This window comes from Legionella sp. PC997, from assembly GCF_014109825.1.
Lineage (GTDB): Bacteria > Pseudomonadota > Gammaproteobacteria > Legionellales > Legionellaceae > Legionella.
Genome location: NZ_CP059576.1, coordinates 1,547,894 through 1,571,776 on the forward strand (window position 1 = coordinate 1,547,894; position 23,883 = coordinate 1,571,776).

Consider the following 23,883-nt stretch of genomic DNA (forward strand, 5'->3'; position numbering starts at 1 on the left):
TTTTAGAGAATAATGCACTGGGCGTAACGTACTTGGGGAATTAAGCGGGTATCACATCTTTCCCATTTTCTTATAAAGAAAGAATGGCAATCGGGTAATAATTGCCATAATAAAGCGCCAAAAAAAAGGATAATAAAATAATCTTTTCCTAGTTCGCAGTGCGTTCCAACAGGCTTTTGCACAAGAGTTTGGTGGGGCTGCATAAAAAATTCCTGGCATGCCATAGGTTTGTTTGGTGTCAATAAAACCCAAGCGAGCAATGGTGATGTTTAAATTACTTTGAGCTGCTTGTTGCAGCCCTTGCAGATAAACTTCAATACATGCTTTACTTGCTCCATAAAGACTGTTTTTGGCGCGTCCACGACATGCAGCAACAGAACTTAAAAACAATAAATTATATTCTTTTTGCTGACGATTTAAGTAGGTGTGGATCAACAAAGTAGTAGCCAAAATATTTACTTTGATGAGGTGAGAAATTGTTTCGATATTCAAATGATCGTTATCGGTGAAGTCACTGTGTGCGATCAATAAATCGAGTTCGTGCTGATTATTTTTAAAAAACTCGACCAGATCATTAACTTGCTCGACCAAATCCAAAACAAGTACATCACAGCTCACGTGATATCGAAGTTTGATATCATTTGCAATGAGTTGGAGCTGATTTGGCTGACGTCCTACAAGAATTAATGGGTGTCCTGATTGGGCAGCAATGTGAGCCAATTTTTCCGCAATGATTGAAGTTGCACCTAGTATAACCCAAGTCCTTGGTATCATTTTTTAATTCCTAACCGTAGTGCCATGTCAGAGTTCATAGGGCATGCATGACGTTCAAGAGTTTGAGAGAATTGCTCATGTTGATCATACATCGTCTTAAACTGGTCTTCGGTTAAAAGGAAATCTTTAGCTAGATACACTCGACCATTAAGTTCACTGATTAATTGATTCATTGCATAAATTGCCTGTTTCGCGTGTAGATCATGAATAAAATCCACCGCTAAGGTAAATCCAGGTTTGCAAAAGGAAAGCAAACCTTCTCCTGATTGGGTAAACAACTTGAGTACCGCAAGAGTGGGTGTGGCTTTATGAAGCCGCATCAATTGAACTAATCGATCTAAAATTTCTGAGGCATGCTCTGTATTAAAAACTGCCTGAAATTGAACTAATCCTTTGGGACCATAAAGTCGGTTCCAATGCAGGAGTTTATCTAGTGGATTATTAAATTGCTCAAGAGCTAGTTTTTCTTGCCCTTTTTTATGATTAAAAAAATACTGATTAAATAATTTGATACCCCACGGCTTGATTAAAGAAAATGGAGTTTTAGGTACCGTGTGAATCTTTAATTTTTTATCCTTGAACGGTTCACAATAATCTGCCACAGAAAAAATAGCACGGGGAATGGGGTGAAGAAGATCAAGCCAGGCGACTTGATAATCATGATGAATACCCTCTGTTCCCATACATTCCACAAGTGTTTGCAGCGATTCAAATTGTTTATGTGTGGTTTGCACAAAACGAGGAGCCTTTTTTAGACGGAGTGCCGCCCGGGTAATAATTCCTGTAAGGCCAAATCCGGCAATGGTGGCATGAAATAAATCGCTATTTTCTTTACGGCTGCAATGAACTTTCTTACTTCCGATCAATAAATCGAATTCAATGAGATGATGTCCAAAACTACCCTCGTGATGATTATTTTTACCATGGACATCATGAGCAATTCCACCTGCGACTGTAGCATGGACAGTGCCAGGGAGAACAGGAGGAATAAAATCGGGATGCACTAAAAATAAATCTTTAAGCGGCACGCCCCCCTGGCACATTACAATGCCCGTTTCAGGGTTAAAATCGATAAAATGATTCAGACGTTCGCTATCAATAATAAAACCATCCGTATTAAAACAACTGTCGTTGTAACATAGTCCTGAACCACGTACGAGAATGTTGTTCTGATGATTATAAGAAAGGTATTCAACAAGTTGTTCTTCGCTATCTGGACGTAAGCAGAACGACTGGCTAAAGTGGGCACGGCTAAAATTGGTGAATATTTTGGTTTTGCTGTGCATTGTATGTGTTGTTTCATTATTTCCAATATTTAAGACTATAATTCATTTAGAGATATATCAAAAGGAATTATGATGATGAAAACTATTTTAATCGTTTTTGGCTTTCTCTTTTCCCTTACGCTTTATGCAGCCGATATTCCGCAAGATTATTTGGGTGCACAAAAATATGACAGGACCCAGTGTTTCCACAACGCAAGCCAAGATTGTATCAATTCACAATGTCTGAATTCAGAGGAGATTGATTGTCAGGAAAATTGTCGAAAGATGGCAAAGTCAAAATGTCAGCAAGATATTAATGAGTAGGATTTTTTTGAATGGTTTCAACCATTTGGTTTGATTGTCAAATGATTGGCGGTGATTTTATAACTGTCAAATCATGAGTCCATAATGTGGCTAACACCTCATTTTTTTCAAGTATTTGTAGATCGGGAAAAACGGACAACTCACAATGGCTATAATTATCCAGCTCATTTTATAGATGGCATATAGTTTGCATAATGGTATTCAATAAAAAATCATGTGGATTACTTGAATTCCCTTAGTGAATTCAAGTAAAAAAATTAGTATGGATTGCTTATATGGCTGATAAAAACGTTTTATCACAAGAAGAAATAGATGCATTACTAAAAACAGTGGGGGAGTCTTCTGAAGAGGAACATCTAGAATCAGAAAGTGCAGCAGGTATTAAGGAAAAATCGGATAAAAAAGCAAAAGCGAATAAAAAGGATGTCGCAAGTTCTGCATTTGAGCCTATTGAAATAAAAAAAGAGAATGATGTTAAAACACTTAATTTTACTGCTCAAGAACGTATCGTCAAAGGTAAGTTGCCTGTATTAGATAGAATTTATGATCGGGCGGTGCGCTTATTTGCATCAGATATCTACAATGTGACAGCCAAGGATTTTGAGATCAAGCAAGATTCATTACTTATTATAAAACATCGCGATTTTATGGAGAGTTTGCCCAACCCAAGTTTAATGAGTATTTTTAAATTTAAACCATTACGAGGCAAAGGGATAATTCTTTTTGATAGTACTTTTGTCTATGATCTTGTCGACTATTATTTTGGGGGCAGCTCTCAATTCTTTGCCCAAAAAGACAGAACTGATTTTACTGCCACCGAGCTGCGTGTAATGGATGTGATCACGAAAAAGCTTATTGCCAATCTGAGCCAAGCCTGGAAGCCTATTATTCAGCTTGATATCACTAAATTTAATGATGAAACAAACCCACAATTAGTCAATATAGCAGAACCTGAAGAAATGCTATTGGTGGCACGTTTTTCTATGGATTTTGGTAAGGAAGTAGGCATTTTCTATTTTATTTTGCCTTACTCCATGGTTGAGCCAATTAAAGAGCAACTAGAGCTTGGTGCTTCTCGTCCAGATGACGAAATTGATCCGAACTGGGTCAAATCACTCAAAGAAGAATTAATGGATGTTGAATTAACTGTAAGTTCGATAATGGCTGAAACAAAAAGCTCTCTCGGAGCGGTAATGTCATGGCAAGTAGGAGATTTTATACCTATGGAAATGAAAGAAATAGTTACTTTAGATATTGAAGGGACCCCAGGATTTACAGCAACTCAAGGTACTGCAAATGACAAGCGTGCTGTGAAAATAATAAAAAATATTAGTTATTAGGAGATAAGTAATGTCTCAAGAAGCAATTGAACAACCCAAACCATCGAATACTCTTCCCCAGGAAGCAGACAGTGAAAAAATGGATTTGATTTTGGATATCCCAGTCTCAGTGACCGTAGAAATCGGCCGCACTAAAATGACTATTCGTAATTTACTCCAATTAAACCAAGGAGGAATTGTAGCACTGGATCGTTTGGCAGGGGATCCGCTTGATGTCCTAGTCAATGGGACTTTAGTTGCTCATGGGGAAGTGGTTGTGGTTAATGATAAATTTGGAGTTCGATTAACCGATATCGTCAGTAAAGCAGAACGTATTAAGCGATTAAGATGATGGACTCTACACTCAATCATGGGGAACTCATCCGGGTTCTCATGGGTTTATTGTTGGTTTTATTGATCATTCTTATATTGTCTTGGGTGGTGAAGAGGTTACATGGTATGCAAATGGGCTCGGCCAAAGGATTTCAATCCGTAGCGAGTATGATTTTAGGTCCTAAGGAAAAAATTACCTTGTTAAAAGTGGGAACGCGTTATTTGTTGATTGGATCGGGTTCAGGATGTGTCACCATGCTTCATGATTTTGGTGAGCAATTACCTACAGGGTTTGAGTCCATAAATAAAGCTTCGTTTGCCGATCTCCTTAAATCAGTTAAGAAATCATAAAATGACGATGAATGTATATGTACAAAAAGGGTTATCATTTTCCAATCGAATATCGATGCCAATTCACAAATGGATTTCTGCTTGCACGGGAATAACAAGATTAATAGCAGAGGGAGATAGAGAATTTAAATCCCGAATTCCGCTGCGCTGCACCCAGACTACATTATTTCTTATTCTATTTTGTTTTTTCCCCTTGGTCTTACAGGCTGCCCCTTTATCCTTACCGGCAATGACGGTTCAACCTGGAGCAAACGGGGAACAAACTTATAGTGTTAATCTGCAAATTTTGATTTTTATGACCTTGTTAACTGTTTTGCCAGGGATGTTGATGGCAATGACGGCTTTTACAAGGATCATCATCGTATTGTCTATATTACGTCAAGCTATAGGTATGGCGCAGACTCCTACAAACCAAATCTTAATTGGTATTGCGTTATTCATGACTTATTTTGTGATGTCTCCGGTTTTTAATAAAATCAATGATACGGCAGTGCAGCCTTATCTCGCAGAGACAATGAAATTCCCTCAAGCTTTAGCCAATGCACAGGCTCCTTTGCGTGAGTTTATGTTAAATCAAACGCGTAAAAATGATTTATCTTTATTTGAAAAATTTGCACAAAAAAATCCAGCCAACCTTAACGAGGTGCCAATGAGTGTAGTGATTCCTGCATTCATTACTAGTGAATTAAAAACAGCATTCCAGATTGGCTTCATTTTGTTTTTACCCTTTTTAATTATTGATATGGTGGTGTCTAGTGTTCTAATGGCTATGGGTATGATGATGCTATCACCTTTGATTATCTCATTACCCTTCAAGATCATGCTGTTTGTTATGGTCGATGGGTGGACCCTTATTTTGGGATCGCTGGCGTCGAGTTTTGCTATGAGCTAAAAACTTTTCGCATTCAGATCATGAATCAAAGGAATTAAAAATTATAGGGAAATAATATGACTCCAGACTCTGTAGTTTCTATATTCAGTGAAGGTGTGTATTTGATGCTGTTATTGATCATGGTACTCATTCTTCCTGGTTTGATTGTTGGTGTGATCGTTTCTATGTTTCAGGCAGCAACACAAATAAATGAAACAAGCCTAAGCTTTATACCCAAATTATTTATTACTTTTTTAATGCTTGTATTTGCCGGTCCTTGGTTATTGAAGACTATGGTGAATTACACCGATTCTTTAATTACCAATATTCCTTATTTAATCGGTTAACTAAAGATGAAACTGGATTATCCAACAATAATACATATGATAAGCCAAGTGATTTGGCCAATGGGGCGCATTGGTGGATTACTGCTTACTGTGCCTGTGTTTTCGTCTATCTTGGTACCCACTCGCATTAAAATTATTTTACTTTTTGTTTTAAGTTGTGTCTGTGCGTTTATGGTTCCTAAAGAGCTTTCTTTCCTTAATTTCAATGGACTTTTCTTAGTTTATATTATCCAAGAAGTTCTGTTTGGATTGTTAATGGGCTTTGTCTTACAGCTTGTTTTTCAGGTTTTTGTTTTGGGTGGACAAATTATTGCGATGCAGGCAGGTCTCAGTTTTGCTTTGATGGTGGATCCATCAAGCCGAGCAAGTGTTCCCTTGGTAAGTCAGTTTTATTCTATGATGATGACCCTAATATTTTTGTCACTTAATGGTCATTTAACCGTTTTCGAAACCTTGTTAGATAGTTTTAGAGTAATGTCTATAGGGCAGTTATCTGTAACCCCATCGATGGTGTGGAATGTTGTGTTATTTTCGGGATGGATGTTTAAACAGGCGCTACTCATCTCAATTCCTGCATTGCTGTCTTTGCTTATTGTGAGTCTAGCATTCGGAATTATGTCGCGAGCAGCGCCTCAATTAAATATTTTTTCTTTAGGATTTCCCATTACCTTAATTATGGGAATGGTGGTGATTAAGGTAGGTTTGTCGAGTATTGCAATACAGATGGCAGATCTGATCAAAGAAGGGATGCGTTTTATGGTGGGGATGGTACCCTGATGAGTGATCAAGAGCAAACACAAGAAAAAACAGAACAACCCTCGCCCAAGCGACTGAAAGATGCCCGTAAAAAGGGGCAAGTTGCACGCTCGAGGGATTTCAATACCACAGTAACCTTACTTTTTACTGCCTTAGGATTTTTAATTTTCGGAAAACAATTAGCCATGCAATTAGCAGTCCTGATGCGAGATGCATTTGAATTTAATACGCAAGTTACGCAGACTTCTGTGGTAAGTGCGGAGCGCTTGTTTTTTTTAGCTAAAATGGGATTTTGGTCTTTAATGCCCTTATTGCTAGTTATTTTTCTCATTACTTTAGCCGCCCCTTTGCTAATGGGGGGGTGGGTTTTTAGTGCACAAGTAGTACAACCCAAATTTTCTCGACTCAATTTATTTCAAGGACTCAAACGCATGGTTTCGTTGAAAGGTTTTGTCGAGATGTCCAAATCATTCTTTAAATTTCTTTTAGTCGCAGTGGTTGCCATAGCAGTGCTTAAGATACAAATTCCTGCATTACTCCATTTAGCTCATGTCCCTATAGAGACAGCGATCGGCAGCGGTAGCTTAATCGTAGTGAAATCATTTGTATTGATTTCTGCTAGTTTGATTTTGATCGCTGTCTTTGATGTACCTTTCCAATTGTATGAACATCAAAAAAATATGAAAATGACCATGCAGGAATTGCGAGATGAATACAAAGAAATAGAAGGTAAGCCCGAAATAAAAAGCGCTATTCGTCGTGCGCAGCAAGAGATATCAAGACGACGTATGATGAATGAAATTGCTAAAGCAAATGTGGTGTTAACAAACCCTACCCATTACGCGGTAGCAATCTGTTATAAAGAAAAAAGCCATAAAGCACCAATAGTCGTAGCAAAAGGCAAAGATTTGATTGCTTTTCAAATCAACAAAATTGCAACATCACATAAAATTCCCATTATTTCAGTACCGCCTTTGGCTCGAGCGCTTTACTTTTCTACAAAATTAAATGCAGAAATACCAAGAGGACTTTATGTTGCTGTAGCTCAGGTTTTGGCTTATGTATTTCAATTGCGGGACAAGGAACGTTATGACTATAAACCTACTGTACTACAGAATGTTCCTATTCCAACAGAGTTAGTCCGTGATGCAGAGGAGGCTGATAATGAATAAGGCATTACAGTATATGCAATATTGGATGCATCAAGGTTTGGGTACACCCTTGGTCCTAATCACAATGCTTGGCATGATGATGTTACCTTTGCCTCCATTTTTATTGGATGTGTTTTTTACTTTTAATATTGCTTTGTCACTTGTAGTCTTGTTAGCCGTGATTTATAGCGAAAGACCTTTAGATTTTGCTGTATTTCCAACGGTTATTTTACTAGCAACTTTATTACGTTTGTCGCTAAATGTTGCCTCAACGCGAGTGGTTTTATTAAATGGCTATAAAGGTACTGATGCAGCTGGTCATGTAATTCAATCATTTGGTGAGGTTGTTATTGGAGGAAACTATGCTGTAGGTTTAGTTGTTTTTATGATTTTAGTAGTCATCAATTTTGTGGTGGTGACTAAAGGTGCTGGTCGGGTATCAGAAGTAAGTGCACGTTTTACTTTGGATTCTTTACCTGGAAAACAAATGGCTATCGATGCAGATTTGAATGCGGGATTAATTAATCAGGAACAAGCGGTAAAACGTCGATTGGAAGTTGCGCAGGAAGCCGATTTTTATGGTTCCATGGATGGTGCTAGTAAATTTGTCCGTGGCGATGCAATTGCCGGGATTTTAATTCTAGTTGTTAACATTATCGGCGGATTGATTATTGGAGTTTTTCAGCATGGAATGAGTGTTTCGGATGCCTTGCATAATTATATTCTACTAACTATTGGGGATGGTTTAGTTGCGCAAGTGCCTTCGCTTGTTTTATCCACTGCAGCCGCCATCATAGTGACTCGTGTTTCCAGTGCACAAAATATGGGGCATGCGGTAATTTCTCAGTTATTAGCTAACCCACGCTCATTGATTATTGCATCGGGTATCATTGGATTAATTGGTGTTATTCCTGGGATGCCTCATGTTGCATTTATTCTTCTTTCTGCAGGTTTGGCAGGAATTGCTTATCTATTTCTCAAGCAAGACAAAGCAAAACAAAAGGAGCAGCTTACCCAGGAAAATGAATCTCTTGCTGTTCCAAATTCAAATCTCTCTACGGAATTGTCTTGGGATGATGTGAATCCTGTTGATGTGATAAGTCTTGAAGTAGGATATCGCTTAATACCTTTAGTGGATCAAGCACAAGGAGGGATTTTACTTTCTCGAATTAAAGGGGTACGGAAGAAAATATCACAAGAGTTGGGTTTTTTGATTCCTTCAGTACATGTACGTGATAATTTGGATCTAAAACCTAATCATTATCGAATTAGTTTGGCGGGAGTAATAATGGGAGAAGCGGCGATTCATCTTGATCGTTGCTTGGCGATAAACCCTGGACAAATTTTTGGCGAAATAGAAGGGATAAAAACTCGTGATCCCGCTTTTGGTATGGAAGCTGTTTGGATAAATGAAAGCCAAAGAGAGCAAGCCCACACGTTAGGGTATACTGTAGTCGACTCTTCAACAGTCGTTGCTACACACTTAAGCCAAATATTGGAGCAGAATAGCCAACAATTATTAGGTTATGAAGAAACCCAACAACTTTTAGATAAACTTGCAGTGAGCTCACCCAAACTCGTGAAAGAATTAGTACCTGATGGCTTGTCCTTAGGAATGGTGAGTAAAATCTTACAAGGTTTATTAATAGAGCATATTCCTTTAACAGATATTCGCACCATAGTCGAAACTTTGGCGGAATTAGCGCCAAAATCTAAGGATACTGAGTATTTAATCAGTCAAGTACGTATTGCTTTATCTCGATTAATTACTCAAAAAATCAGTGGTGTTCATGAAGAGTTACCTATTATTACGTTAAAACCTGAGTTGGAACAATTATTGCAAAACATAATTCAGAGTAGTGGATCTGGAGGTGTAAATTTCGAGCCAGGAATGGCAGATAAAATACAACATTCACTGACTCAATTAGCAATGCAACAACAGGCAAAACAAGAGAGCTCTGTATTAGTGGTACAGCCCGGGATACGCGCAGTGTTGGCACGATTTGTGCGTAATATATCCTATGACTTTCATGTTTTGTCTTATCAGGAGATCCCTGATAATAAACAAATAAGAATAGTAGGCACAGTAGGATAAAAATGAAGAACTGTAGATGTGGAATATAATGTAATAAGCAATACAAGTTACAAACTTCTCAGTTTTCTTACAAGCAGGCTACAATTTCTAAAGAGGCATTGCGTGAATAGTGACAAATTTCTTCATAAGCAGGAGGCTTTATGAAATTAAAACGTTTTGTTGCGGCCGATACACGCAGCGCTATGAAACAAATTAAAGAGACACTTGGTGCCGATGCTGTCATTTTATCCAGCCATCATGTTGATGCAGGTGTGGAGGTTGTTGCTGCGATTGATTTTGATGAAACCATTCTATCAACTTCAGCAGCAGTAGCTTGTGCTGAACCGATCAGCCAAACACCAAAATTTCAAATGCAAACTCCGCTTGATGATATGCGTCAAGAGATTCAAACATTAAGAGGGATGCTTGAGGCACAATTAAGAGGGAATGTGGGTGTCTATGAGCCCTTGCATACTATTTTACTCCAAAAACTTTTGTATCTGGGAGTAAGTCATACAACTGCTGCGACTTGGGCATGCTCCGTGCGATCTGATTTAAACCAACAGAGAGGGTGGGAATCTGTACTAAATATTATTACGGATCAATTAAGCATTTGTGACACACGTAGAATAGAAGAGGGTGGTGTTTATGCTTTTGTTGGACCAACTGGTGTTGGGAAAACAACAACACTCGCTAAAATTGCAGCGCGATTTACTTTAAGATTTGGAGCAGATAAGTTAGGTCTAGTCACTATGGATACTTATCGAATCGCGGCACAAGAGCAACTTATGATGTATGGAAAAATCTTAGGAGTTAAGGTGTGTGTTGCTCAAGATGAGGTTTCTTTGGCCCGAGTGCTACGGCAATTAAGTGATAAGAAACTCATTTTGATAGATACAGCCGGAATGAACCCTGCAGATGAGCGAGTGGTTAAACAAATGCAAGTGTTAGGCACATATTTACAGTCTGTTTCTAAGGTTCTAGTTTTACCGGCAACAAGTCATTACCAAGTATTAATTGATGCTATTAGACGTTATGAAGCGAATCAAATTGATCAGTGTATTTTGACTAAACTGGATGAATCGTTAGCTGTGGGCGGAGCATTAAGTGCACTTATTGAATCGGGTTTGGGTGTGAGCTATTTGACACACGGACAACGTGTACCCGAAGACATTAAAATGGCAACACGCCATCAGCTCGTTGAGTTATTTGCTGAACAGGAAACACAACTGTTTCTGGCAGATAATGTTAAGAAAGCACATCAGGGTGCTGGGAGAGAATATCATGTCTAAAGTGAGACGAAATATAAGTGATCAAGCTTCGGGGCTGAGGAGTCTATCGCGTGCGAAGCCAATTAAAGTAATTGCAGTTTCTGCTGGAAAGGGTGGAGTCGGCAAGAGCAACGTTTCTGTTAACTTGGCAGTTGGATTGGCTCAACTTCATAAGAAAGTAATGTTGCTTGATGCTGATTTGGGGTTGGCAAACATCGATATCATGTTAGGGCTGCATACTAAATATAATCTATCGCATGTAATTCAGGGAATTTGCCATTTAAGTGACATTATTTTACCTGGACCTAATGGTATTAGTGTTATTCCTGCCGCTTCTGGAACAGAATTTATGACCCAACTCTCTCCACCTGAGTTAGCTGGAATTATTGATGCGTTTAATGAGCTTACTGATGATTTGGACTACATGATTATTGATACTGCGGCGGGTATATCAGACACCGTTTTAAGTTTTACCCGGTCATCGCAAGAATTAATTGTCGTTGTATGCGATGAGCCTACGTCATTAACCGATGCATATGCTTTAATTAAAGTAATGAGTAAGCGGTATGAATGGACACGATTTCATATTCTCGCCAATATGGTGAGAAATGAGCGGGACGGACGTGAATTATTTAATAAATTATTCAAAGTTTCCGAGCAATTTCTTGAGGTTCAGCTAGACTATTTAGGAGCAGTTCCTTTTGATGAACACATACACAGGGCAGTGAAAATGCAAAAACCCGTATTAATTGCTTATCCAGATTCTGCCGCTGCTTTAGCGATGAGGCAATTAGCAGACGAAGTATCTGAATGGCCACCTTGCTCTTTGTTGGGGGGTAATACCAGTTTCTTTTTAGAACGTTTAGTTGCGGGTGAATTTTAAGGAGATTAATGTGGATGCTTTGGCTGCCTATAGCAAAGTGAACCAGCAAATTCAGGAAACGCTGGTAAAAACTCATGCCTTGTTGGTGAAGCGCATAGCACATCATTTATTGGGGCGTTTGCCGCAAAGTGTACAACTGGATGACTTAATACAAGCAGGGATGCTTGGTTTACTGGAAGCAACAAGACATTATGATTCTTCCAAAGGAGCTTCATTTGAAACCTATGCGGGAATACGTATCCGAGGATATATGCTTGATGAAGTAAGACGTAATGATTGGGTTCCACGCTCAGTCTATCGTAATGCACGAATGATTTCTGAAGCAGTAAAAGCAGTTGAACATCGATTAGGAAGGGAGGCCAAAGATTCAGAAATAGCGACTGAACTCGGAATAGCCCTGAATGAATATCATGAAATGTTACAAGACTCAGTGAGCAGCCATTTGTATGGTTTTGAAGATTTGGGTGTGACTGATGATGCCCTACAGGCTGAAGATGGGCACGCCTCTACCGAACCTCATGTCAATGTATTTCATAGTGATTTAATGCGACGTTTATCTGAGGTGATTCGCGGCTTACCTCAAAAAGAACGAATGGTACTCTCTTTATATTATGAACAAGATTTAAATTTAAAAGAAATTGGTGAGGTTATTGGCGTTAGTGAGTCACGTGTCTCACAGATCCTTAGCCAAGCAACACATCGTATAAAATCAAGATTACCGGAATAAAAAAGAATGGATGCGTTAACTTTAATAGGGATGTTAGTCAGTTTTTTAGCGATTACACTAGGGCAAGTGTTGGAAGGTGGAAACATGCAAGCCCTACTCAACTTTTCTGCATTGTTAATTGTTCTGGGAGGAACAATTGGTGCGGTGATGGTGCAAACACCACTAAGTACCTTTAAACGAGCCTTTAAAATCTTGCCCTGGGTTATCACACCACCAAAACTCGATTTTGAACCCTGCCGTAATAAGATGTTTGATTTGGCACGTAAAGCCCGTCAGCTGGGTTTGCTTTCCTTGGAGGAGCATTTAGAAGTTGAAAAAAATCCACTCATCAGTAAAGGATTAGAGTTGTTGGTTATTGGCGTAGATAAATTCACCATAAGACAAGTTCTAGAGGAAGAGATAGATCGTGTGGAGACACATGATTCGCACGCAGCACAAGTTTTTGAAAGTATGGGGGGATATAGTCCAACCATAGGAATTTTGGGTGCTGTATTGGGATTGATTCAAGTGATGCGCCATTTATCGGAACCGAGCGAATTGGGATTAGGTATTGCAGTAGCGTTCGTAGCTACGATTTATGGAGTAGGAATGGCTAATTTAATTTTTCTACCTGTGGCAAATAAATTAAAAAGTTATATTGCGCGCCAGGTTCACTACGATGAAATGATTGTAGAAGGGTTAGTTGCCATCGCTTCCGGAGAAAGTCCAGGAATTTTGCTGTTAAAACTCAATAATTTTGGCCAACAGAAGAAAGATGAAACAAAGAAAAAAAAGAAATGAACAACATAACGATAATCACCGTTGGGTTGTTTCCTATGCTGATTTTATTACCTTGCTATTTGCATTCTTTGTAGTGATGTATGCTATTTCTTCTGTAAATATTTCAAAGTATCGCTCTCTTTCTGAGGGGATGAAATCAGCGTTCAATAAAAAAGATGAAGCTCGGGCACTTAAATCAACGAAGAGTATAAAAGATGGACCACAAACGACACCATTTCAAAGTCCCTTTAATGATGGACTTGATGAATTAAATCAATCACTAGCAGAATTGGAAGATGGGAATTATAAAATCAATCGACAAGAAGGTTGGGTTGAGTTGGATATTAAATCTGGGGCTTTATTTGACTCGGGCGAATCCGATTTAAAACCAGAAGCTTTTGTTAAATTGATGCGATTAGCCAGTAAAATAAAAAAATCGTCTTCTATTGTTGCCATAGAGGGATATACAGACAATATTCCTATAGAAACCCCACAGTTCCCCTCAAATTGGGAGCTTTCAGCTATGCGCGCAGCAGTTGTTGGCCGAATTCTAAACTCATTTGGGATTGCAACCCAACGCCTTTTAGTAACGGGATATGGAGAACAATATCCAGTTGCTGATAATGTTACAGAGCAAGGACGGGCTGCAAATCGTAGAGTGATTATTATCATTGCTTTGGACCGAAATGTTCCCCGCTTATTAAATCCAGCATTAAGTCATCCAGCAGCTCATCGTGTAGTTATCGGCAATAAGGATACAAAATGATTACTTTTCTTTTAAGTTTAAATGGGGTTATTTTTCTATTCGTACTGAATTACTTATTTAGCCAGCGGAAGAAATTAATTGATTTTCAAGGACGATTGGATATGCAACAAAAGCTAATTGATCAAATTAACAAAGATCATCCCATGTTAATCCATGCTGATTTGTTATTCTCAAAACAATTAAAAGAGATAAATACTCAAATGATTAGTATGGATAACCAAATTCAGGATTTGGAAAATAAAAGAGCTAATGATGGCGGGTATCGTCATGCTTTGCGTATTTTGGAAATGGGGGGTAATCGCGATGAAATTGTCGAAAGTTGTCATTTATCACTGGCAGAGGCAGATTTATTAATGAATTTGCAAGCATATCGAACAGCAATGAAGACTTCATAGCTGTTTTTTTGCCTACTTTCACGGTAAAATCCCAAACTTATTTTTACGAGTCATACTAAATCATTATGGAGCCCAGTAATGTAGCTGGATGCCGCGGAGGTATCACCACGCTTTAGTACCAGGCTACGATGGGCGATCCCTTCCCCTCACTCGGGGTGATGGCAAAAGGCCAGGGCATGCTTTGCCGCACGCAGGCTATCTTATGATAAGGTATTGATCCAATTAATATTTTTTAAAGAGACACTATGTTAGAAGTAAACCAAATTAATCTTAATCTGGTGGATCTTCTTAAGCGAATAGAAGCGCTTAGGGGGTATCTTTGACTTTGACACTAAAAGTGAGCGTTTAGAAGAAGTCGTTCGCGAGTTGGAGTCATCTAATGTTTGGGATAATCCGGAAGTTGCCCAAGCTTTAGGTCGTGAACGAACCCAACTGGAAGCAATTGTTTCAACTTTAACGCAATTAGGTCAATCCATAACTGATTTAAATGAGTTGTTTGAAATTGCACGTGAGGAAGGGGACGAACAAACCATTAATGAAATTGGTGACGAATTAGTTTCCATTGAGAAAAAAGTTGCTGATTTAGAGTTTCGTCGGATGTTCTCCGGAAAAATGGACGATTCAAATGCATACTTAGATATTCAATCAGGTTCTGGGGGTACAGAAGCTCAAGATTGGGCAGAAATGTTATTGCGGATGTATTTACGCTGGGGCGAACAACATGGATTTACTACAGAACTAATTGAGTGTTCTCCAGGAGAGGTTGCCGGTATTAAAAGTGCCACTATTTATTTTAAGGGAGAGTATGCTTTTGGCTGGCTGCGTACGGAAAGCGGTGTGCACCGGTTAGTGCGAAAATCTCCTTTTGATTCAGGTAATAGACGACATACTTCATTTGCAGCAGTATTTGTTTCACCTGAAATTGATGATGATATTGATATAGAAATTAACCCAGCTGATTTACGTATTGATACGTATCGAGCTTCCGGAGCGGGGGGCCAGCACGTTAACCGGACTGATTCTGCAGTTCGTATTACTCATGCTCCCAGTGGAATTGTAGTACAATGTCAGAATGATAGAAGCCAGCATCGTAATAAAGATCAGGCATTTAAGCAGCTGCGCGCTAAGTTATATGAACTGGAAATACAAAAGAAAAATGCAGAACAGCAGGCGTTAGAAGCCAGTAAATCAGATATAGGTTGGGGATCCCAAATTCGTTCCTACGTATTGGATCAATCCCGTATTAAAGATCTACGAACCAATGTGGAAACAAGCAATACACAAGCTGTATTAGATGGGGCGTTGGATCAATTTATTGAAGCCAGTTTAAAGGCAGGAGTAGGGCAGCATGAGTGAAGAACAAATTGAACATATAGATGAAAGCGAAGTTTATTATATTCGTAAACAAAAATTGGCTGAGTTACGTACAAAAGGTTTTAATTTTCCAAACCAATTTCGTCGTGAAAATTTAGCTCAAGAAGTCATAAAACATTATGATTCATTAGATAAAGAAACCTTAGCGCAAGAGCATGTGAAGGTAACAGTTGCCGGTCGTATCGTGTTGAGACGTATTATGGGCAAGGCCAGTTTTTTTCATATTCAAGATTTCTCCGGTCGGATCCAAGTATATATCCGCGCCAATGATCTCCCTGAGCAGTACGAGGAATTCAAGCATTGGGATTTAGGCGATATTGTTGGGGTTAAAGGTGAATTATTTAAAACCAATACAGGTGAGCTTACTGTAAACGCAGAGCATATTGAATTATTAACTAAATCATTGCGCCCCTTACCTGATAAATTTCATGGCTTAGCTGACCAAGAAGTTAAATATCGTAAACGGTATGTAGATTTAATCGCCAATGATGAAAGTCGGCTTACTTTTCTAACGAGATCGCGATTAATTCAAGCATTTAGACAGTTTATGGATCAAAACTATTATCTAGAAGTAGAAACACCCATGATGCATCCTATCCCGGGTGGAGCTTTGGCACGTCCTTTTGTGACACATCATCATACTTTAGATATGACTATGTATTTACGTATCGCTCCAGAACTTTATTTAAAACGTCTCGTGGTGGGTGGATTTGAGCGTGTTTATGAAATTAACCGTAACTTCCGTAATGAGGGTATTTCAACCCGTCATAATCCAGAGTTTACTATGGTGGAATTTTATCAAGCCTATGCAGACTATAAAGACTTGATGAATTTTACTGAAGAATTATTACGTTATCTCTGTGATACCGTGATGGAAAAACGGCAGATTGAATATCAAGGTCAAATTATTGATTTTAATAAACCATTTACACGTATGACAGTGAAAGAAGCAATTTTATATTATCATCCAGAAATTAACCCGCAACAGCTGGAAAGCATTGTTAGTTGTCGTGAGATTTTGCAGAAAAAAGGGTTTCCTTTCAAAGCAACGGATGGTTTAGGGAAGCTGCAAATCATATTGTTTGAAGAAACAGTGGAACATCAATTATTTCAGCCTACGTTTATTACGGGTTATCCGACTGAAATTTCACCTTTAGCCCGTCGTAGTGATCATGATTCGGAGGTGACTGATCGCTTTGAATTTTTTATTGCGGGTCGAGAAATTGCCAATGGATTTTCTGAGTTGAATGATGCAGAAGATCAGGCCGAGCGTTTCCGTAAGCAAGTTGAAGAAAAGGATGCCGGTGATTTAGAAGCCATGCATTTTGATAGCGATTACATTGAAGCACTGGAGTATGGATTGCCTCCTACAGCAGGAGAGGGTATAGGGATAGATCGTTTGGTCATGTTATTTACTAACTCTCAATCAATACGGGATGTTATTTTGTTCCCACATTTGCGGCAATAATAACAGCAATAAGCCAGAACTATAGCCTGACTATTGATGAGTTCATAATCTAGGTTTTGTGATTATCACAAACCACTTTATGGCTTCTTCAAGTCAGGCTATGTTTTAGGCGCTCTAATTGGGTTAAGCCCATGCAAAGGAATAATAATAATTTATCAGGTGGCTTATGTTTGTTACTCACTTCCAGAAGGCGATTACATACATTAGAGAAACTCAGGAAATAGCTTTATTTGCTACGATGGCTGATGCAAGGCTATCCGCAGCATTTAGAGCTTCTCCTTTGTTTTATATCATTTTGCCTTTTATTGGTTTTTTACTAACTGTAAGTGCCTTAATCAATGGGTATCACCTCGCAAAAGCCAGCAATCGAAATGTGGATCGGTGGTTACTTTTCGCTGTTTCAGCTGTTTGTGCTGTTTTAGCAAGTATCTCACTTTATGGGGCTGCAATATCAAAGATTTTTGATTTTAGCTTCGTAGCAGGCCCTTGGTTTTTCTTTAGTAGTTTAATGGTAGCATTGAGTCATCAGCTCATAATGTTTGGACTCAATTTATATAGGGCTTTTGAATCTCCCAAAGACAGTATTCAACGCATGCATTATATGCAGGCAGCTTTAAGTAACACGTTTGCAATGGCCTTTTTAGCTGCGGCGTTAGGTGCAGTGGTTTTTGTATTACTTTTTCCTCTGGCTCCAGCTGCAGGTACAGTGTTTTCAATTACAGCAGTTTTATTTACTGGTGTAGATTTATTGTGGCGTATGGCTCCATATTCTATAAAACAACTTATCAAAGGTTGGCTTAACCTGAGCAAACCTGATCTAACACAAGACGCAATTGTGAATAGGGAAGCAATTAATCCGCAAAATAAGGTAGAGGAACCGAAACATTACCGAATGTTTACTTCTTGTGATTACAGTGCAGTCATTCGAACAATGGATAGAGGAGTAGCTAAGCTTTATCTTGTAGAGCTGATGCAAAACAAATTGAAACTATTGGAGCAAAAATTCAACTCCGGGAATGATAAAATAAAAGATAAGATCGAATTATTAAAAATGCTATCAAAAGCAATAGAACATTCCCAAGAAATTTCTAAAAAGGATGTAAGGGCTACATATCCTTTAGCTTTTCAGAGTTTTTGGTCTGAAACCGGTGAGGTGGAACAAATATTAGATGCAATCATTGCGTTTCAGAAGAAGCAGCAAATTGAGCAGTATACTCGATTAAGCCTGGTCATGGGATAAACACATATCTGCTGTATGTAACATAGATTATAATTAGGGTATCCCAAATGAGGATGAAGAAATGTGTGACGAAAAGCATAATTTCAGTTTAAGCAAAATAGAACTTATCAGGTTAAAGTGATGGTTTGGGAAAATACCTTAAAAAGAATCAGTACTGAGACAGCGTTTAAAGCCGCTTTGCAGTGGGTAGAAAATCCTGAGAATTTGCAACTGGTTAATAACCAAATCAATTGTGTTTATCGTTTTGAGGCGGAGGGCAATAGATTCTATTTAAGAATAACTCATGAAAAAATTCGTCCTCAAAAAGAATTACTAGCTTCGATCGATTTTCAACAGCACTTGTTTCGGAATGAAGCCCCAATTTGTGAAGTACTTCCCTCAAAAAATGGAGCTTATATTGAAACTGTAATACAGGAGGAACTCCATTTTTTAACCCAAGTATGTTCTGAGGTACCGGGAACGATCATGCATTTCGGGTATCTGGATAAAAATGCATACGTTCATTGGGGGGAAGCATTGGCTCGTTTACATCGCGCTGCAGAAAGTTATAAAGCGAATGGCCATCATTTTAGAAAATGGCAGGATTTATGGAGCGAAACGGCGGGCTACCTGACTCATGAAGACTCAGCTATCCAGGATTTGTTCCAAACGATCGATGAGCACTTCAGAAATTTTACAATAAATAATGTTAATTTTGGTCTCACACATGGGGATCATCGTCCAGGGAATGTATTGTTCGACGGCAAACAAATTCATTTTATTGACTTCGATGAACCCGTTTATCATTGGTTTATAGCGGATATTGCTAAACCTTTTTTAGATTTATGCGGCACCCCTTATTCTGAATGGGCTGAAAAATTTGCATGGATGATAGAAGGATACCAGCGGATCTTACCTATAGATGCTGAGTTATTGCATGCAATTAATGATTTTAGCCAAATGAAAAGCTTGGAGATTTATCTTTGGTGTAAAAATAATTGGTATGAATCTACGGCACCAGGTGGAAAACCAAGAGAGGAGTGGCTCAATGAGCTAAGGCATATGGCATTTAAACCCTTATTTAAATTTTAAACTGAAGAATGCAATGGTAAAAAAATCAAATAAAAATAAAGTCTATGAAGCTTATGATGAAATCATTGATTGGTATGATGCACATCGCAATAAAGAGCTCATCATGGAGCAATTTTATTTGCAACAAATAAAAAAATATGCACCCCCTGGGGGACGTGTGTTGGATATTGGTTGTGGTACAGGAGAACCTATTGCAAAATTTTTAATAGAATCGGGTTTCGAATTAACCGGTGTTGATGCCAGCAAAAAAATGATAGACCGTTGTAAACATAACTTCCCACAGGGGCGATGGCTTTTAAAGGATATGAGGACAATGGAATTTGCTGAACCGTTTGATGTGGTCATTGCCTGGCATAGTTTTTTTCATTTACCACAAGCTGATCAGCGTAAGGCCTTGAATTTATTTTCTTCATTAGTCAAAACCAACGGTCTATTGCTTTTTACTACCGGTCCTGACGCTGGAGAGGTTTGGAGTGACAATGGTGGCCATGATTTATACCATGCTTCACTGGATGCTAAAGAATATGGAGCGATTTTGCATTCGAACCATTTAAAGATATTGGTCCATAAAGTGAGTGATCCAGATTGTGGCGGAGCTACGGTGTGGCTTGCCCAGAAGAATTAAAAAATAGGTAACCTGGGTGAGGGTATGCCATAACCCAGGATCTAAGAAGGTATTTCTAAAGTACAATTATCAGTTACTTAAACTGCAAGCTTTCTGTATTTGGGGATATCAAAGAAGAATTATTATTCACTAGAGGGTCAAAGAAAGCTTGGTCAGTTATTGGAAGCACAGATTGAGATTTTGATTGTTTAAGATTCTCCATTTCTTTATCGACCTCTGGATCTTGAGGTGCTAATCTCTTCGCTACATTGAGAGATGTTTCTGCTTTTCCCCAATTTTTTTCTAACCGATAACAACAGGCTATATTTAACCATGCATCCGCTTTATCCTGCTTGTCCTCAGAGAGGTCAATTAGTTTTGCAAACGGAGCTCTGGCTTTAGCATAATTACCTTGTTTAAATAAACACATACCCATTTGATTGAGTGCGGGTATATGAGTTTGGTCCAATTCAAGAGCTGCTAGGTATAATTCCTGTGCTTTTGCATATTCTTGGTTCTGATACAGATAATGGCCAAATTGTGCATAACATTCAGTAAGATTTTCTGTGATTGCACTGTGTAGTAATTGGTCATTTTCATGACAGTGAGCTAGAGCTTCAAGATAATAGTGAATTGCATGATTAAACTGTTTGTTTATCATTTCTGTTAGACTGTTCTCTTCCGATAATTTCTTCAGTAGGTCGATATATTGTTCATACCAACTTGCAATAGAATGCAAAAACATAGGATTGTCACTACATAATTCCAGAGATGATTTAAGCGCAATTTGAGCATTACGTAATAAAGTAAGACATTTTTCTAAATTGAGCTCAAGGTATTCCTGAGCTTGCTTCATATAAAGCAAACCTAAATTGTGTCGTACGGATGCGCAGGAAGGATCAATCTCTATAACATTTAAGTAACAAGTGATGGCTATCTCGTCCTCATTGTCAGCGGCATAACATTGTCCTAACAGATCAAAAGCATACGATTTATTTTGCTCGTCCTTTAAATCTTGAGTTAATTCGATAAATTTTTTTAAGAAAGATAAGGCTTCCTTTTTTTCATCGGCTAAAAAACAGGTTTTTCCTAAAAAAAAGTAGGTTTCGTGAACTTCGGGATTTTGTTCTATTGCTTGAAGTAAGAATTTTTTGGCTTGTGTAAGGTCTCCTTTATTAAAGGCTTCTACACCTTGTAAGTGGAACGAATTAAACATATTTACCCTCCTTTAGAGTTGTTAATTGTACGTCCCTATAGATCCAATCCAACTGGAGTGTAGAATATAATAAACAAATATTTTTTAATAGTAACCAAGCGGAAGCATTGATGACAATGATACAGTGCATTCCTATTTGATATGAGTAGTTGAAAAAACTTGATTGATACTTCATAGCCTATATGCAACTGATTTTCAGGTACAATGGGTTAGAGGTTTTAAGTCCAAAGGAAAAACCGCGAATGCAAACCAATCCTATTATTGAACTAAGTTCTTGGCTGACCAGAGAACGGGAAGCTGGAGCTCCTAATCCAAGCCACGCCGTGTTATCGTCTATTTCATTAAAGGGTGTCCCACATAGTCGTGTCGTGGCTATTCGTGAAATTTCAGATGAAGGTATTTTATTTTTTACACAAAAAAATACTCGCAAAGTAGACGAGTTAAAAAATAATCCTGAAGTAAGTCTGGTATTCTGGCTGGAACTTTTGCAACGAGAAGTGATAATTGAAGGAAAAAGCCTATTTTTAAACCATGCGGAGAATAAACATTATTGGGATAGTTATCCGCGATGGTCTCAAATTCGCTTTTTAAGTTATGCACCTACGTCAATGCAATTGATTGAGAATAAACAAATAATAGAAAACAAGCGCCAGAAGATAGAAGATTCGTTTTTAAATAAAGCAATCCCTCTAAGTCCTGAATATTGCGGTGTTCGGATTCAGCCGAAACGTATGGTATTTTATTCTTACCGACAAGACGAACTATCCGATGTTTGGGAGTATGTAAAGCGTAATGAATGGAATTTACAACGCTTATCCCCTTAAAACCTAGGTGAGTTGCTTAATCTGAATGAGTGACCTGCTACATTAAGTTTAAAAATTTACTAATTGTGCTAGAAGAACATTTTGAATTTTATTTGATCTGAGGGGGTATTCTCAACTAGAATTTGCCTGTTTTTTAATTTAAGGAAGAGTATTATGAAAAAACAAACTTTTGCTAGCAAATCGCAACCCTCATCTCCCCGCAATTACGAATCTCCCCCAACTCCCAGAAGCAAATCCCGACCTTCCTCGCCACGAGAGATTAATGTTCCTGATTCCCAGGGAGAAAAAAAAGTAGGTGACCCTCCCATTATTGACGAATCAAATAAAGAGAAGAATGGGCCTTCAGAGACGTCCGCGGGTAAAGGCTCAATTACCCAAGCTTTAAAATTCTTTCGAAGTGGAAAATCCACATCCTTCCCAATCTTACCCTCCGTCACTCCTCAAGCCCCTCCTTCTCATACTCCACCAGCGATACCTTTAGCGCTTAGTAGTGAAACAATAAAAATTAAGAAAAAAACGGCTAAGGTTGCAGAATCTAAAGAGGTAGAGGTGCCCGTATTAAAAAAAGTCGAAAGTCATCGAACTGTGTTTGGTGTGCTTAGCCTGGATAATTTAATTTCAGAAGAAAAGTACCCCGAGTTATATCGTCGAACGATCGCATGTACCGTTTTAGCGAAGCATTACAATGCCTATATCGAATCGTTAGCTGAGTGCCAGTGGTACACAGCCGCAAGCTTAAAGTCTATTCACACTGAAAAAGCTCAAAGACTCCTTCAACATGCGCAAGGTGAGCAGGTGAAACTAATAAAAGAGCTTTGCCAAATACTTGATAAAGCATTAACTGTGTATTTAATAGAGACAAGTGATCAGGCAGGACAAGTCGATAAACTTTGTGATTTTTTAAGAGAACGTATCGATACCGTAATGGGGCTCACACAATTTGATAATTACCCATTCGTCAAAGGTCTTTCTTATAAAGACAAACGTCATTTTTTTCCTAAAGAGATAGATTGTAATTTAATAACAATGAAGAGAATCCAAAAGAAAGAATATGAATTAAGAGCGGAAATTCAAACAGCTGCCTGGGATTTCTTGCAAACAGAACAATTTAATGAACCCCTGTCAATAATTTTACCGTTTTTGGCACATTATGTGAATGTTTATCATGGGCCAGCATACGTTAATGCCTTAGAGAAATTAGGCCACTCAATAGTACAGGTATATGATTATTTGGAGGAGCTACGAATCAAGGAGGCTACTTTTGACTCTGCTATAAAAAATAAATTTACTCCTCCTGGATTTATTAGCTTTAGTTCCTTGTTACCGAAGCATGATGAATTTCGGAGGCTTCTCATAAGTCAAATAAGTTTGATCTTAAAGCAGAAGGATTCTAAGCCCACTTGTTCTTCTTCTGAGACAGACTTTTTTATTTGCAAGGATAGTGAATTTCTATCAGCGATAAAGAATGAAATTTCTTCTTTTACAAAAGGATTTAAAAAGACCTATAAAGAGGTTCCAAAAAATCTGCCAAAATTGGCACAAAAAATTGCTGAAAAGATGTTAGAAGCGAATGCAACCTTAGAGCCTCAAGAAAACCAGGAAAAGGTTGAGTCTCGGGTTTTGGGCTGTTAACCTATTTCTTTAAAAATCTGAGGGATATTTTACTTCAGCAAGCATGGCAACTCTCTTCAAGACAGTTGCCTTGCTGAAATATAAGAAT

The 23,883-nt window shown here is 38.3% G+C and carries 25 protein-coding genes; 22 read left to right on the forward strand and 3 right to left on the reverse strand.

Translation table 11 applies throughout. The features are described 5' to 3' along the window. Positions 1 to 51: 51 nt before the first annotated feature. Both HBNCFIEN_RS06570 and HBNCFIEN_RS06575 read right to left on the reverse strand, forming a co-directional pair. Complete coding sequence (locus HBNCFIEN_RS06570) at positions 52 to 774, reverse strand: SDR family NAD(P)-dependent oxidoreductase (protein ID WP_182393263.1); 723 nt, start codon at positions 772 to 774, stop codon at positions 52 to 54. Next, positions 771 to 2,060, reverse strand: a complete 1,290-nt coding sequence (locus tag HBNCFIEN_RS06575; RefSeq protein WP_182393264.1) for an FAD-binding oxidoreductase — start codon at positions 2,058 to 2,060, stop codon at positions 771 to 773. The genes HBNCFIEN_RS06570 and HBNCFIEN_RS06575 overlap by 4 nt, the downstream gene beginning before the upstream one ends. A 69-nt stretch (positions 2,061 to 2,129) precedes the next feature. Here HBNCFIEN_RS06575 and HBNCFIEN_RS06580 point away from each other — a divergent pair, with 69 nt between their 5' ends. The 20 genes from HBNCFIEN_RS06580 (at position 2,130) to HBNCFIEN_RS06675 (ending at position 20,144) form a co-directional block, all read left to right on the forward strand. After that, positions 2,130 to 2,363, forward strand: a complete 234-nt coding sequence (locus HBNCFIEN_RS06580) for a hypothetical protein (protein WP_255464382.1) — start codon at positions 2,130 to 2,132, stop codon at positions 2,361 to 2,363. A 275-nt stretch (positions 2,364 to 2,638) separates the two neighbouring features. Next, on the forward strand, positions 2,639 to 3,703 hold the full coding sequence (fliM, locus tag HBNCFIEN_RS06585; protein WP_182393265.1) for a flagellar motor switch protein FliM: 1,065 nt from the start codon (positions 2,639 to 2,641) through the stop codon (positions 3,701 to 3,703). Between the two features lie 10 nt (positions 3,704 to 3,713). Then, on the forward strand, positions 3,714 to 4,034 hold the full coding sequence (gene fliN, locus HBNCFIEN_RS06590) for a flagellar motor switch protein FliN (protein ID WP_076547449.1): 321 nt from the start codon (positions 3,714 to 3,716) through the stop codon (positions 4,032 to 4,034). Continuing rightward, positions 4,034 to 4,366 carry a flagellar biosynthetic protein FliO gene (gene fliO, locus HBNCFIEN_RS06595; protein WP_182393634.1) on the forward strand — a complete coding sequence of 111 codons (333 nt, stop codon included), beginning with the start codon at positions 4,034 to 4,036 and terminating at the stop codon, positions 4,364 to 4,366. The genes fliN and fliO overlap by 1 nt, the downstream gene beginning before the upstream one ends. A 1-nt stretch (position 4,367) precedes the next feature. After that, a complete protein-coding gene (gene fliP / locus HBNCFIEN_RS06600; protein ID WP_255464384.1) occupies positions 4,368 to 5,258 on the forward strand; it encodes a flagellar type III secretion system pore protein FliP in 891 nt (296 codons plus the stop codon). A gap of 56 nt (positions 5,259 to 5,314) precedes the next feature. After that, positions 5,315 to 5,584: a flagellar biosynthesis protein FliQ gene (gene fliQ, locus HBNCFIEN_RS06605; protein ID WP_182393266.1), complete on the forward strand. Its 270-nt coding sequence runs from the start codon at positions 5,315 to 5,317 to the stop codon at positions 5,582 to 5,584. A gap of 6 nt (positions 5,585 to 5,590) precedes the next feature. Beyond that, entirely contained in the window at positions 5,591 to 6,361 is a 771-nt protein-coding gene (gene fliR, locus HBNCFIEN_RS06610) for a flagellar biosynthetic protein FliR (RefSeq protein WP_182393267.1), read from the forward strand. Further along, positions 6,361 to 7,512 (forward strand): flagellar biosynthesis protein FlhB, encoded by a 1,152-nt coding sequence (gene flhB, locus HBNCFIEN_RS06615; RefSeq protein WP_182393268.1) that lies wholly within the window; start codon positions 6,361 to 6,363, stop codon positions 7,510 to 7,512. Before fliR ends, flhB begins: the two co-directional genes overlap by 1 nt. Further along, positions 7,505 to 9,586, forward strand: a complete 2,082-nt coding sequence (gene flhA, locus HBNCFIEN_RS06620; protein ID WP_182393269.1) for a flagellar biosynthesis protein FlhA — start codon at positions 7,505 to 7,507, stop codon at positions 9,584 to 9,586. The genes flhB and flhA overlap by 8 nt, the downstream gene beginning before the upstream one ends. A 140-nt stretch (positions 9,587 to 9,726) precedes the next feature. Continuing rightward, the gene (flhF, locus tag HBNCFIEN_RS06625) at positions 9,727 to 10,857 is read left to right on the forward strand and encodes a flagellar biosynthesis protein FlhF (RefSeq protein WP_182393270.1); all 1,131 of its coding nucleotides are present in this window, start codon (positions 9,727 to 9,729) and stop codon (positions 10,855 to 10,857) included. Further along, complete coding sequence (locus tag HBNCFIEN_RS06630) at positions 10,850 to 11,719, forward strand: MinD/ParA family protein (RefSeq protein ID WP_182393271.1); 870 nt, start codon at positions 10,850 to 10,852, stop codon at positions 11,717 to 11,719. The genes flhF and HBNCFIEN_RS06630 overlap by 8 nt, the downstream gene beginning before the upstream one ends. A gap of 4 nt (positions 11,720 to 11,723) precedes the next feature. Continuing rightward, complete coding sequence (locus HBNCFIEN_RS06635) at positions 11,724 to 12,446, forward strand: RNA polymerase sigma factor FliA (RefSeq protein WP_370530120.1); 723 nt, start codon at positions 11,724 to 11,726, stop codon at positions 12,444 to 12,446. 6 nt (positions 12,447 to 12,452) lie between these two features. Then, the gene (locus HBNCFIEN_RS06640; RefSeq protein WP_182393273.1) at positions 12,453 to 13,226 is read left to right on the forward strand and encodes a flagellar motor protein; all 774 of its coding nucleotides are present in this window, start codon (positions 12,453 to 12,455) and stop codon (positions 13,224 to 13,226) included. Next, on the forward strand, positions 13,201 to 13,971 hold the full coding sequence (locus HBNCFIEN_RS06645) for a flagellar motor protein MotB (RefSeq protein WP_182393274.1): 771 nt from the start codon (positions 13,201 to 13,203) through the stop codon (positions 13,969 to 13,971). The genes HBNCFIEN_RS06640 and HBNCFIEN_RS06645 overlap by 26 nt, the downstream gene beginning before the upstream one ends. After that, positions 13,968 to 14,366 carry a DUF2802 domain-containing protein gene (locus tag HBNCFIEN_RS06650; RefSeq protein ID WP_182393275.1) on the forward strand — a complete coding sequence of 133 codons (399 nt, stop codon included), beginning with the start codon at positions 13,968 to 13,970 and terminating at the stop codon, positions 14,364 to 14,366. The genes HBNCFIEN_RS06645 and HBNCFIEN_RS06650 overlap by 4 nt, the downstream gene beginning before the upstream one ends. A gap of 245 nt (positions 14,367 to 14,611) precedes the next feature. After that, a protein-coding gene (gene prfB, locus HBNCFIEN_RS06655; RefSeq protein ID WP_182393276.1) for a peptide chain release factor 2 occupies positions 14,612 to 15,722 on the forward strand; the annotation gives its coding sequence in 2 pieces (ribosomal slippage) (positions 14,612 to 14,686 and positions 14,688 to 15,722; 1,110 coding nt in all). Then, entirely contained in the window at positions 15,715 to 17,208 is a 1,494-nt protein-coding gene (gene lysS, locus HBNCFIEN_RS06660; RefSeq protein WP_182393277.1) for a lysine--tRNA ligase, read from the forward strand. The genes prfB and lysS overlap by 8 nt, the downstream gene beginning before the upstream one ends. Positions 17,209 to 17,374: 166 nt before the next feature. Beyond that, positions 17,375 to 18,448, forward strand: a complete 1,074-nt coding sequence (locus HBNCFIEN_RS06665; RefSeq protein WP_182393278.1) for a hypothetical protein — start codon at positions 17,375 to 17,377, stop codon at positions 18,446 to 18,448. Positions 18,449 to 18,568: 120 nt separating this feature from the next. Then, positions 18,569 to 19,519 carry a phosphotransferase enzyme family protein gene (locus HBNCFIEN_RS06670; protein WP_182393279.1) on the forward strand — a complete coding sequence of 317 codons (951 nt, stop codon included), beginning with the start codon at positions 18,569 to 18,571 and terminating at the stop codon, positions 19,517 to 19,519. Between the two features lie 13 nt (positions 19,520 to 19,532). Further along, a complete protein-coding gene (locus HBNCFIEN_RS06675) occupies positions 19,533 to 20,144 on the forward strand; it encodes a trans-aconitate 2-methyltransferase (protein WP_182393280.1) in 612 nt (203 codons plus the stop codon). 73 nt (positions 20,145 to 20,217) lie between these two features. Here HBNCFIEN_RS06675 and HBNCFIEN_RS06680 read toward each other — a convergent pair whose 3' ends face one another. Beyond that, the gene (locus tag HBNCFIEN_RS06680) at positions 20,218 to 21,339 is read right to left on the reverse strand and encodes a lipopolysaccharide assembly protein LapB (RefSeq protein ID WP_182393281.1); all 1,122 of its coding nucleotides are present in this window, start codon (positions 21,337 to 21,339) and stop codon (positions 20,218 to 20,220) included. A 242-nt stretch (positions 21,340 to 21,581) separates the two neighbouring features. Between HBNCFIEN_RS06680 and HBNCFIEN_RS06685 the strand changes: the two genes are divergently transcribed. Both HBNCFIEN_RS06685 and HBNCFIEN_RS06690 read left to right on the forward strand, forming a co-directional pair. Continuing rightward, positions 21,582 to 22,163 carry a pyridoxal 5'-phosphate synthase gene (locus tag HBNCFIEN_RS06685; RefSeq protein WP_182393282.1) on the forward strand — a complete coding sequence of 194 codons (582 nt, stop codon included), beginning with the start codon at positions 21,582 to 21,584 and terminating at the stop codon, positions 22,161 to 22,163. A 153-nt stretch (positions 22,164 to 22,316) separates the two neighbouring features. Further along, the gene (locus tag HBNCFIEN_RS06690) at positions 22,317 to 23,795 is read left to right on the forward strand and encodes a hypothetical protein (protein WP_182393283.1); all 1,479 of its coding nucleotides are present in this window, start codon (positions 22,317 to 22,319) and stop codon (positions 23,793 to 23,795) included. Positions 23,796 to 23,883 lie beyond the last annotated feature (88 nt).

Coding starts and splice junctions, on each gene's coding strand:
- HBNCFIEN_RS06570 (WP_182393263.1), bottom strand. CDS start 774: ATGATACCAAGGACTTGGGTTATACTAGGTGCAACTTCAATCATTGCG.
- HBNCFIEN_RS06575 (WP_182393264.1), bottom strand. CDS start 2,060: ATGCACAGCAAAACCAAAATATTCACCAATTTTAGCCGTGCCCACTTT.
- HBNCFIEN_RS06580 (WP_255464382.1), top strand. CDS start 2,130: ATGATGATGAAAACTATTTTAATCGTTTTTGGCTTTCTCTTTTCCCTT.
- fliM (WP_182393265.1), top strand. CDS start 2,639: ATGGCTGATAAAAACGTTTTATCACAAGAAGAAATAGATGCATTACTA.
- fliN (WP_076547449.1), top strand. CDS start 3,714: ATGTCTCAAGAAGCAATTGAACAACCCAAACCATCGAATACTCTTCCC.
- fliO (WP_182393634.1), top strand. CDS start 4,034: ATGGACTCTACACTCAATCATGGGGAACTCATCCGGGTTCTCATGGGT.
- fliP (WP_255464384.1), top strand. CDS start 4,368: ATGACGATGAATGTATATGTACAAAAAGGGTTATCATTTTCCAATCGA.
- fliQ (WP_182393266.1), top strand. CDS start 5,315: ATGACTCCAGACTCTGTAGTTTCTATATTCAGTGAAGGTGTGTATTTG.
- fliR (WP_182393267.1), top strand. CDS start 5,591: ATGAAACTGGATTATCCAACAATAATACATATGATAAGCCAAGTGATT.
- flhB (WP_182393268.1), top strand. CDS start 6,361: ATGAGTGATCAAGAGCAAACACAAGAAAAAACAGAACAACCCTCGCCC.
- flhA (WP_182393269.1), top strand. CDS start 7,505: ATGAATAAGGCATTACAGTATATGCAATATTGGATGCATCAAGGTTTG.
- flhF (WP_182393270.1), top strand. CDS start 9,727: ATGAAATTAAAACGTTTTGTTGCGGCCGATACACGCAGCGCTATGAAA.
- HBNCFIEN_RS06630 (WP_182393271.1), top strand. CDS start 10,850: ATGTCTAAAGTGAGACGAAATATAAGTGATCAAGCTTCGGGGCTGAGG.
- HBNCFIEN_RS06640 (WP_182393273.1), top strand. CDS start 12,453: ATGGATGCGTTAACTTTAATAGGGATGTTAGTCAGTTTTTTAGCGATT.
- HBNCFIEN_RS06645 (WP_182393274.1), top strand. CDS start 13,201: ATGAAACAAAGAAAAAAAAGAAATGAACAACATAACGATAATCACCGT.
- HBNCFIEN_RS06650 (WP_182393275.1), top strand. CDS start 13,968: ATGATTACTTTTCTTTTAAGTTTAAATGGGGTTATTTTTCTATTCGTA.
- lysS (WP_182393277.1), top strand. CDS start 15,715: ATGAGTGAAGAACAAATTGAACATATAGATGAAAGCGAAGTTTATTAT.
- HBNCFIEN_RS06665 (WP_182393278.1), top strand. CDS start 17,375: ATGTTTGTTACTCACTTCCAGAAGGCGATTACATACATTAGAGAAACT.
- HBNCFIEN_RS06670 (WP_182393279.1), top strand. CDS start 18,569: ATGGTTTGGGAAAATACCTTAAAAAGAATCAGTACTGAGACAGCGTTT.
- HBNCFIEN_RS06675 (WP_182393280.1), top strand. CDS start 19,533: ATGGTAAAAAAATCAAATAAAAATAAAGTCTATGAAGCTTATGATGAA.
- HBNCFIEN_RS06680 (WP_182393281.1), bottom strand. CDS start 21,339: ATGTTTAATTCGTTCCACTTACAAGGTGTAGAAGCCTTTAATAAAGGA.
- HBNCFIEN_RS06685 (WP_182393282.1), top strand. CDS start 21,582: ATGCAAACCAATCCTATTATTGAACTAAGTTCTTGGCTGACCAGAGAA.
- HBNCFIEN_RS06690 (WP_182393283.1), top strand. CDS start 22,317: ATGAAAAAACAAACTTTTGCTAGCAAATCGCAACCCTCATCTCCCCGC.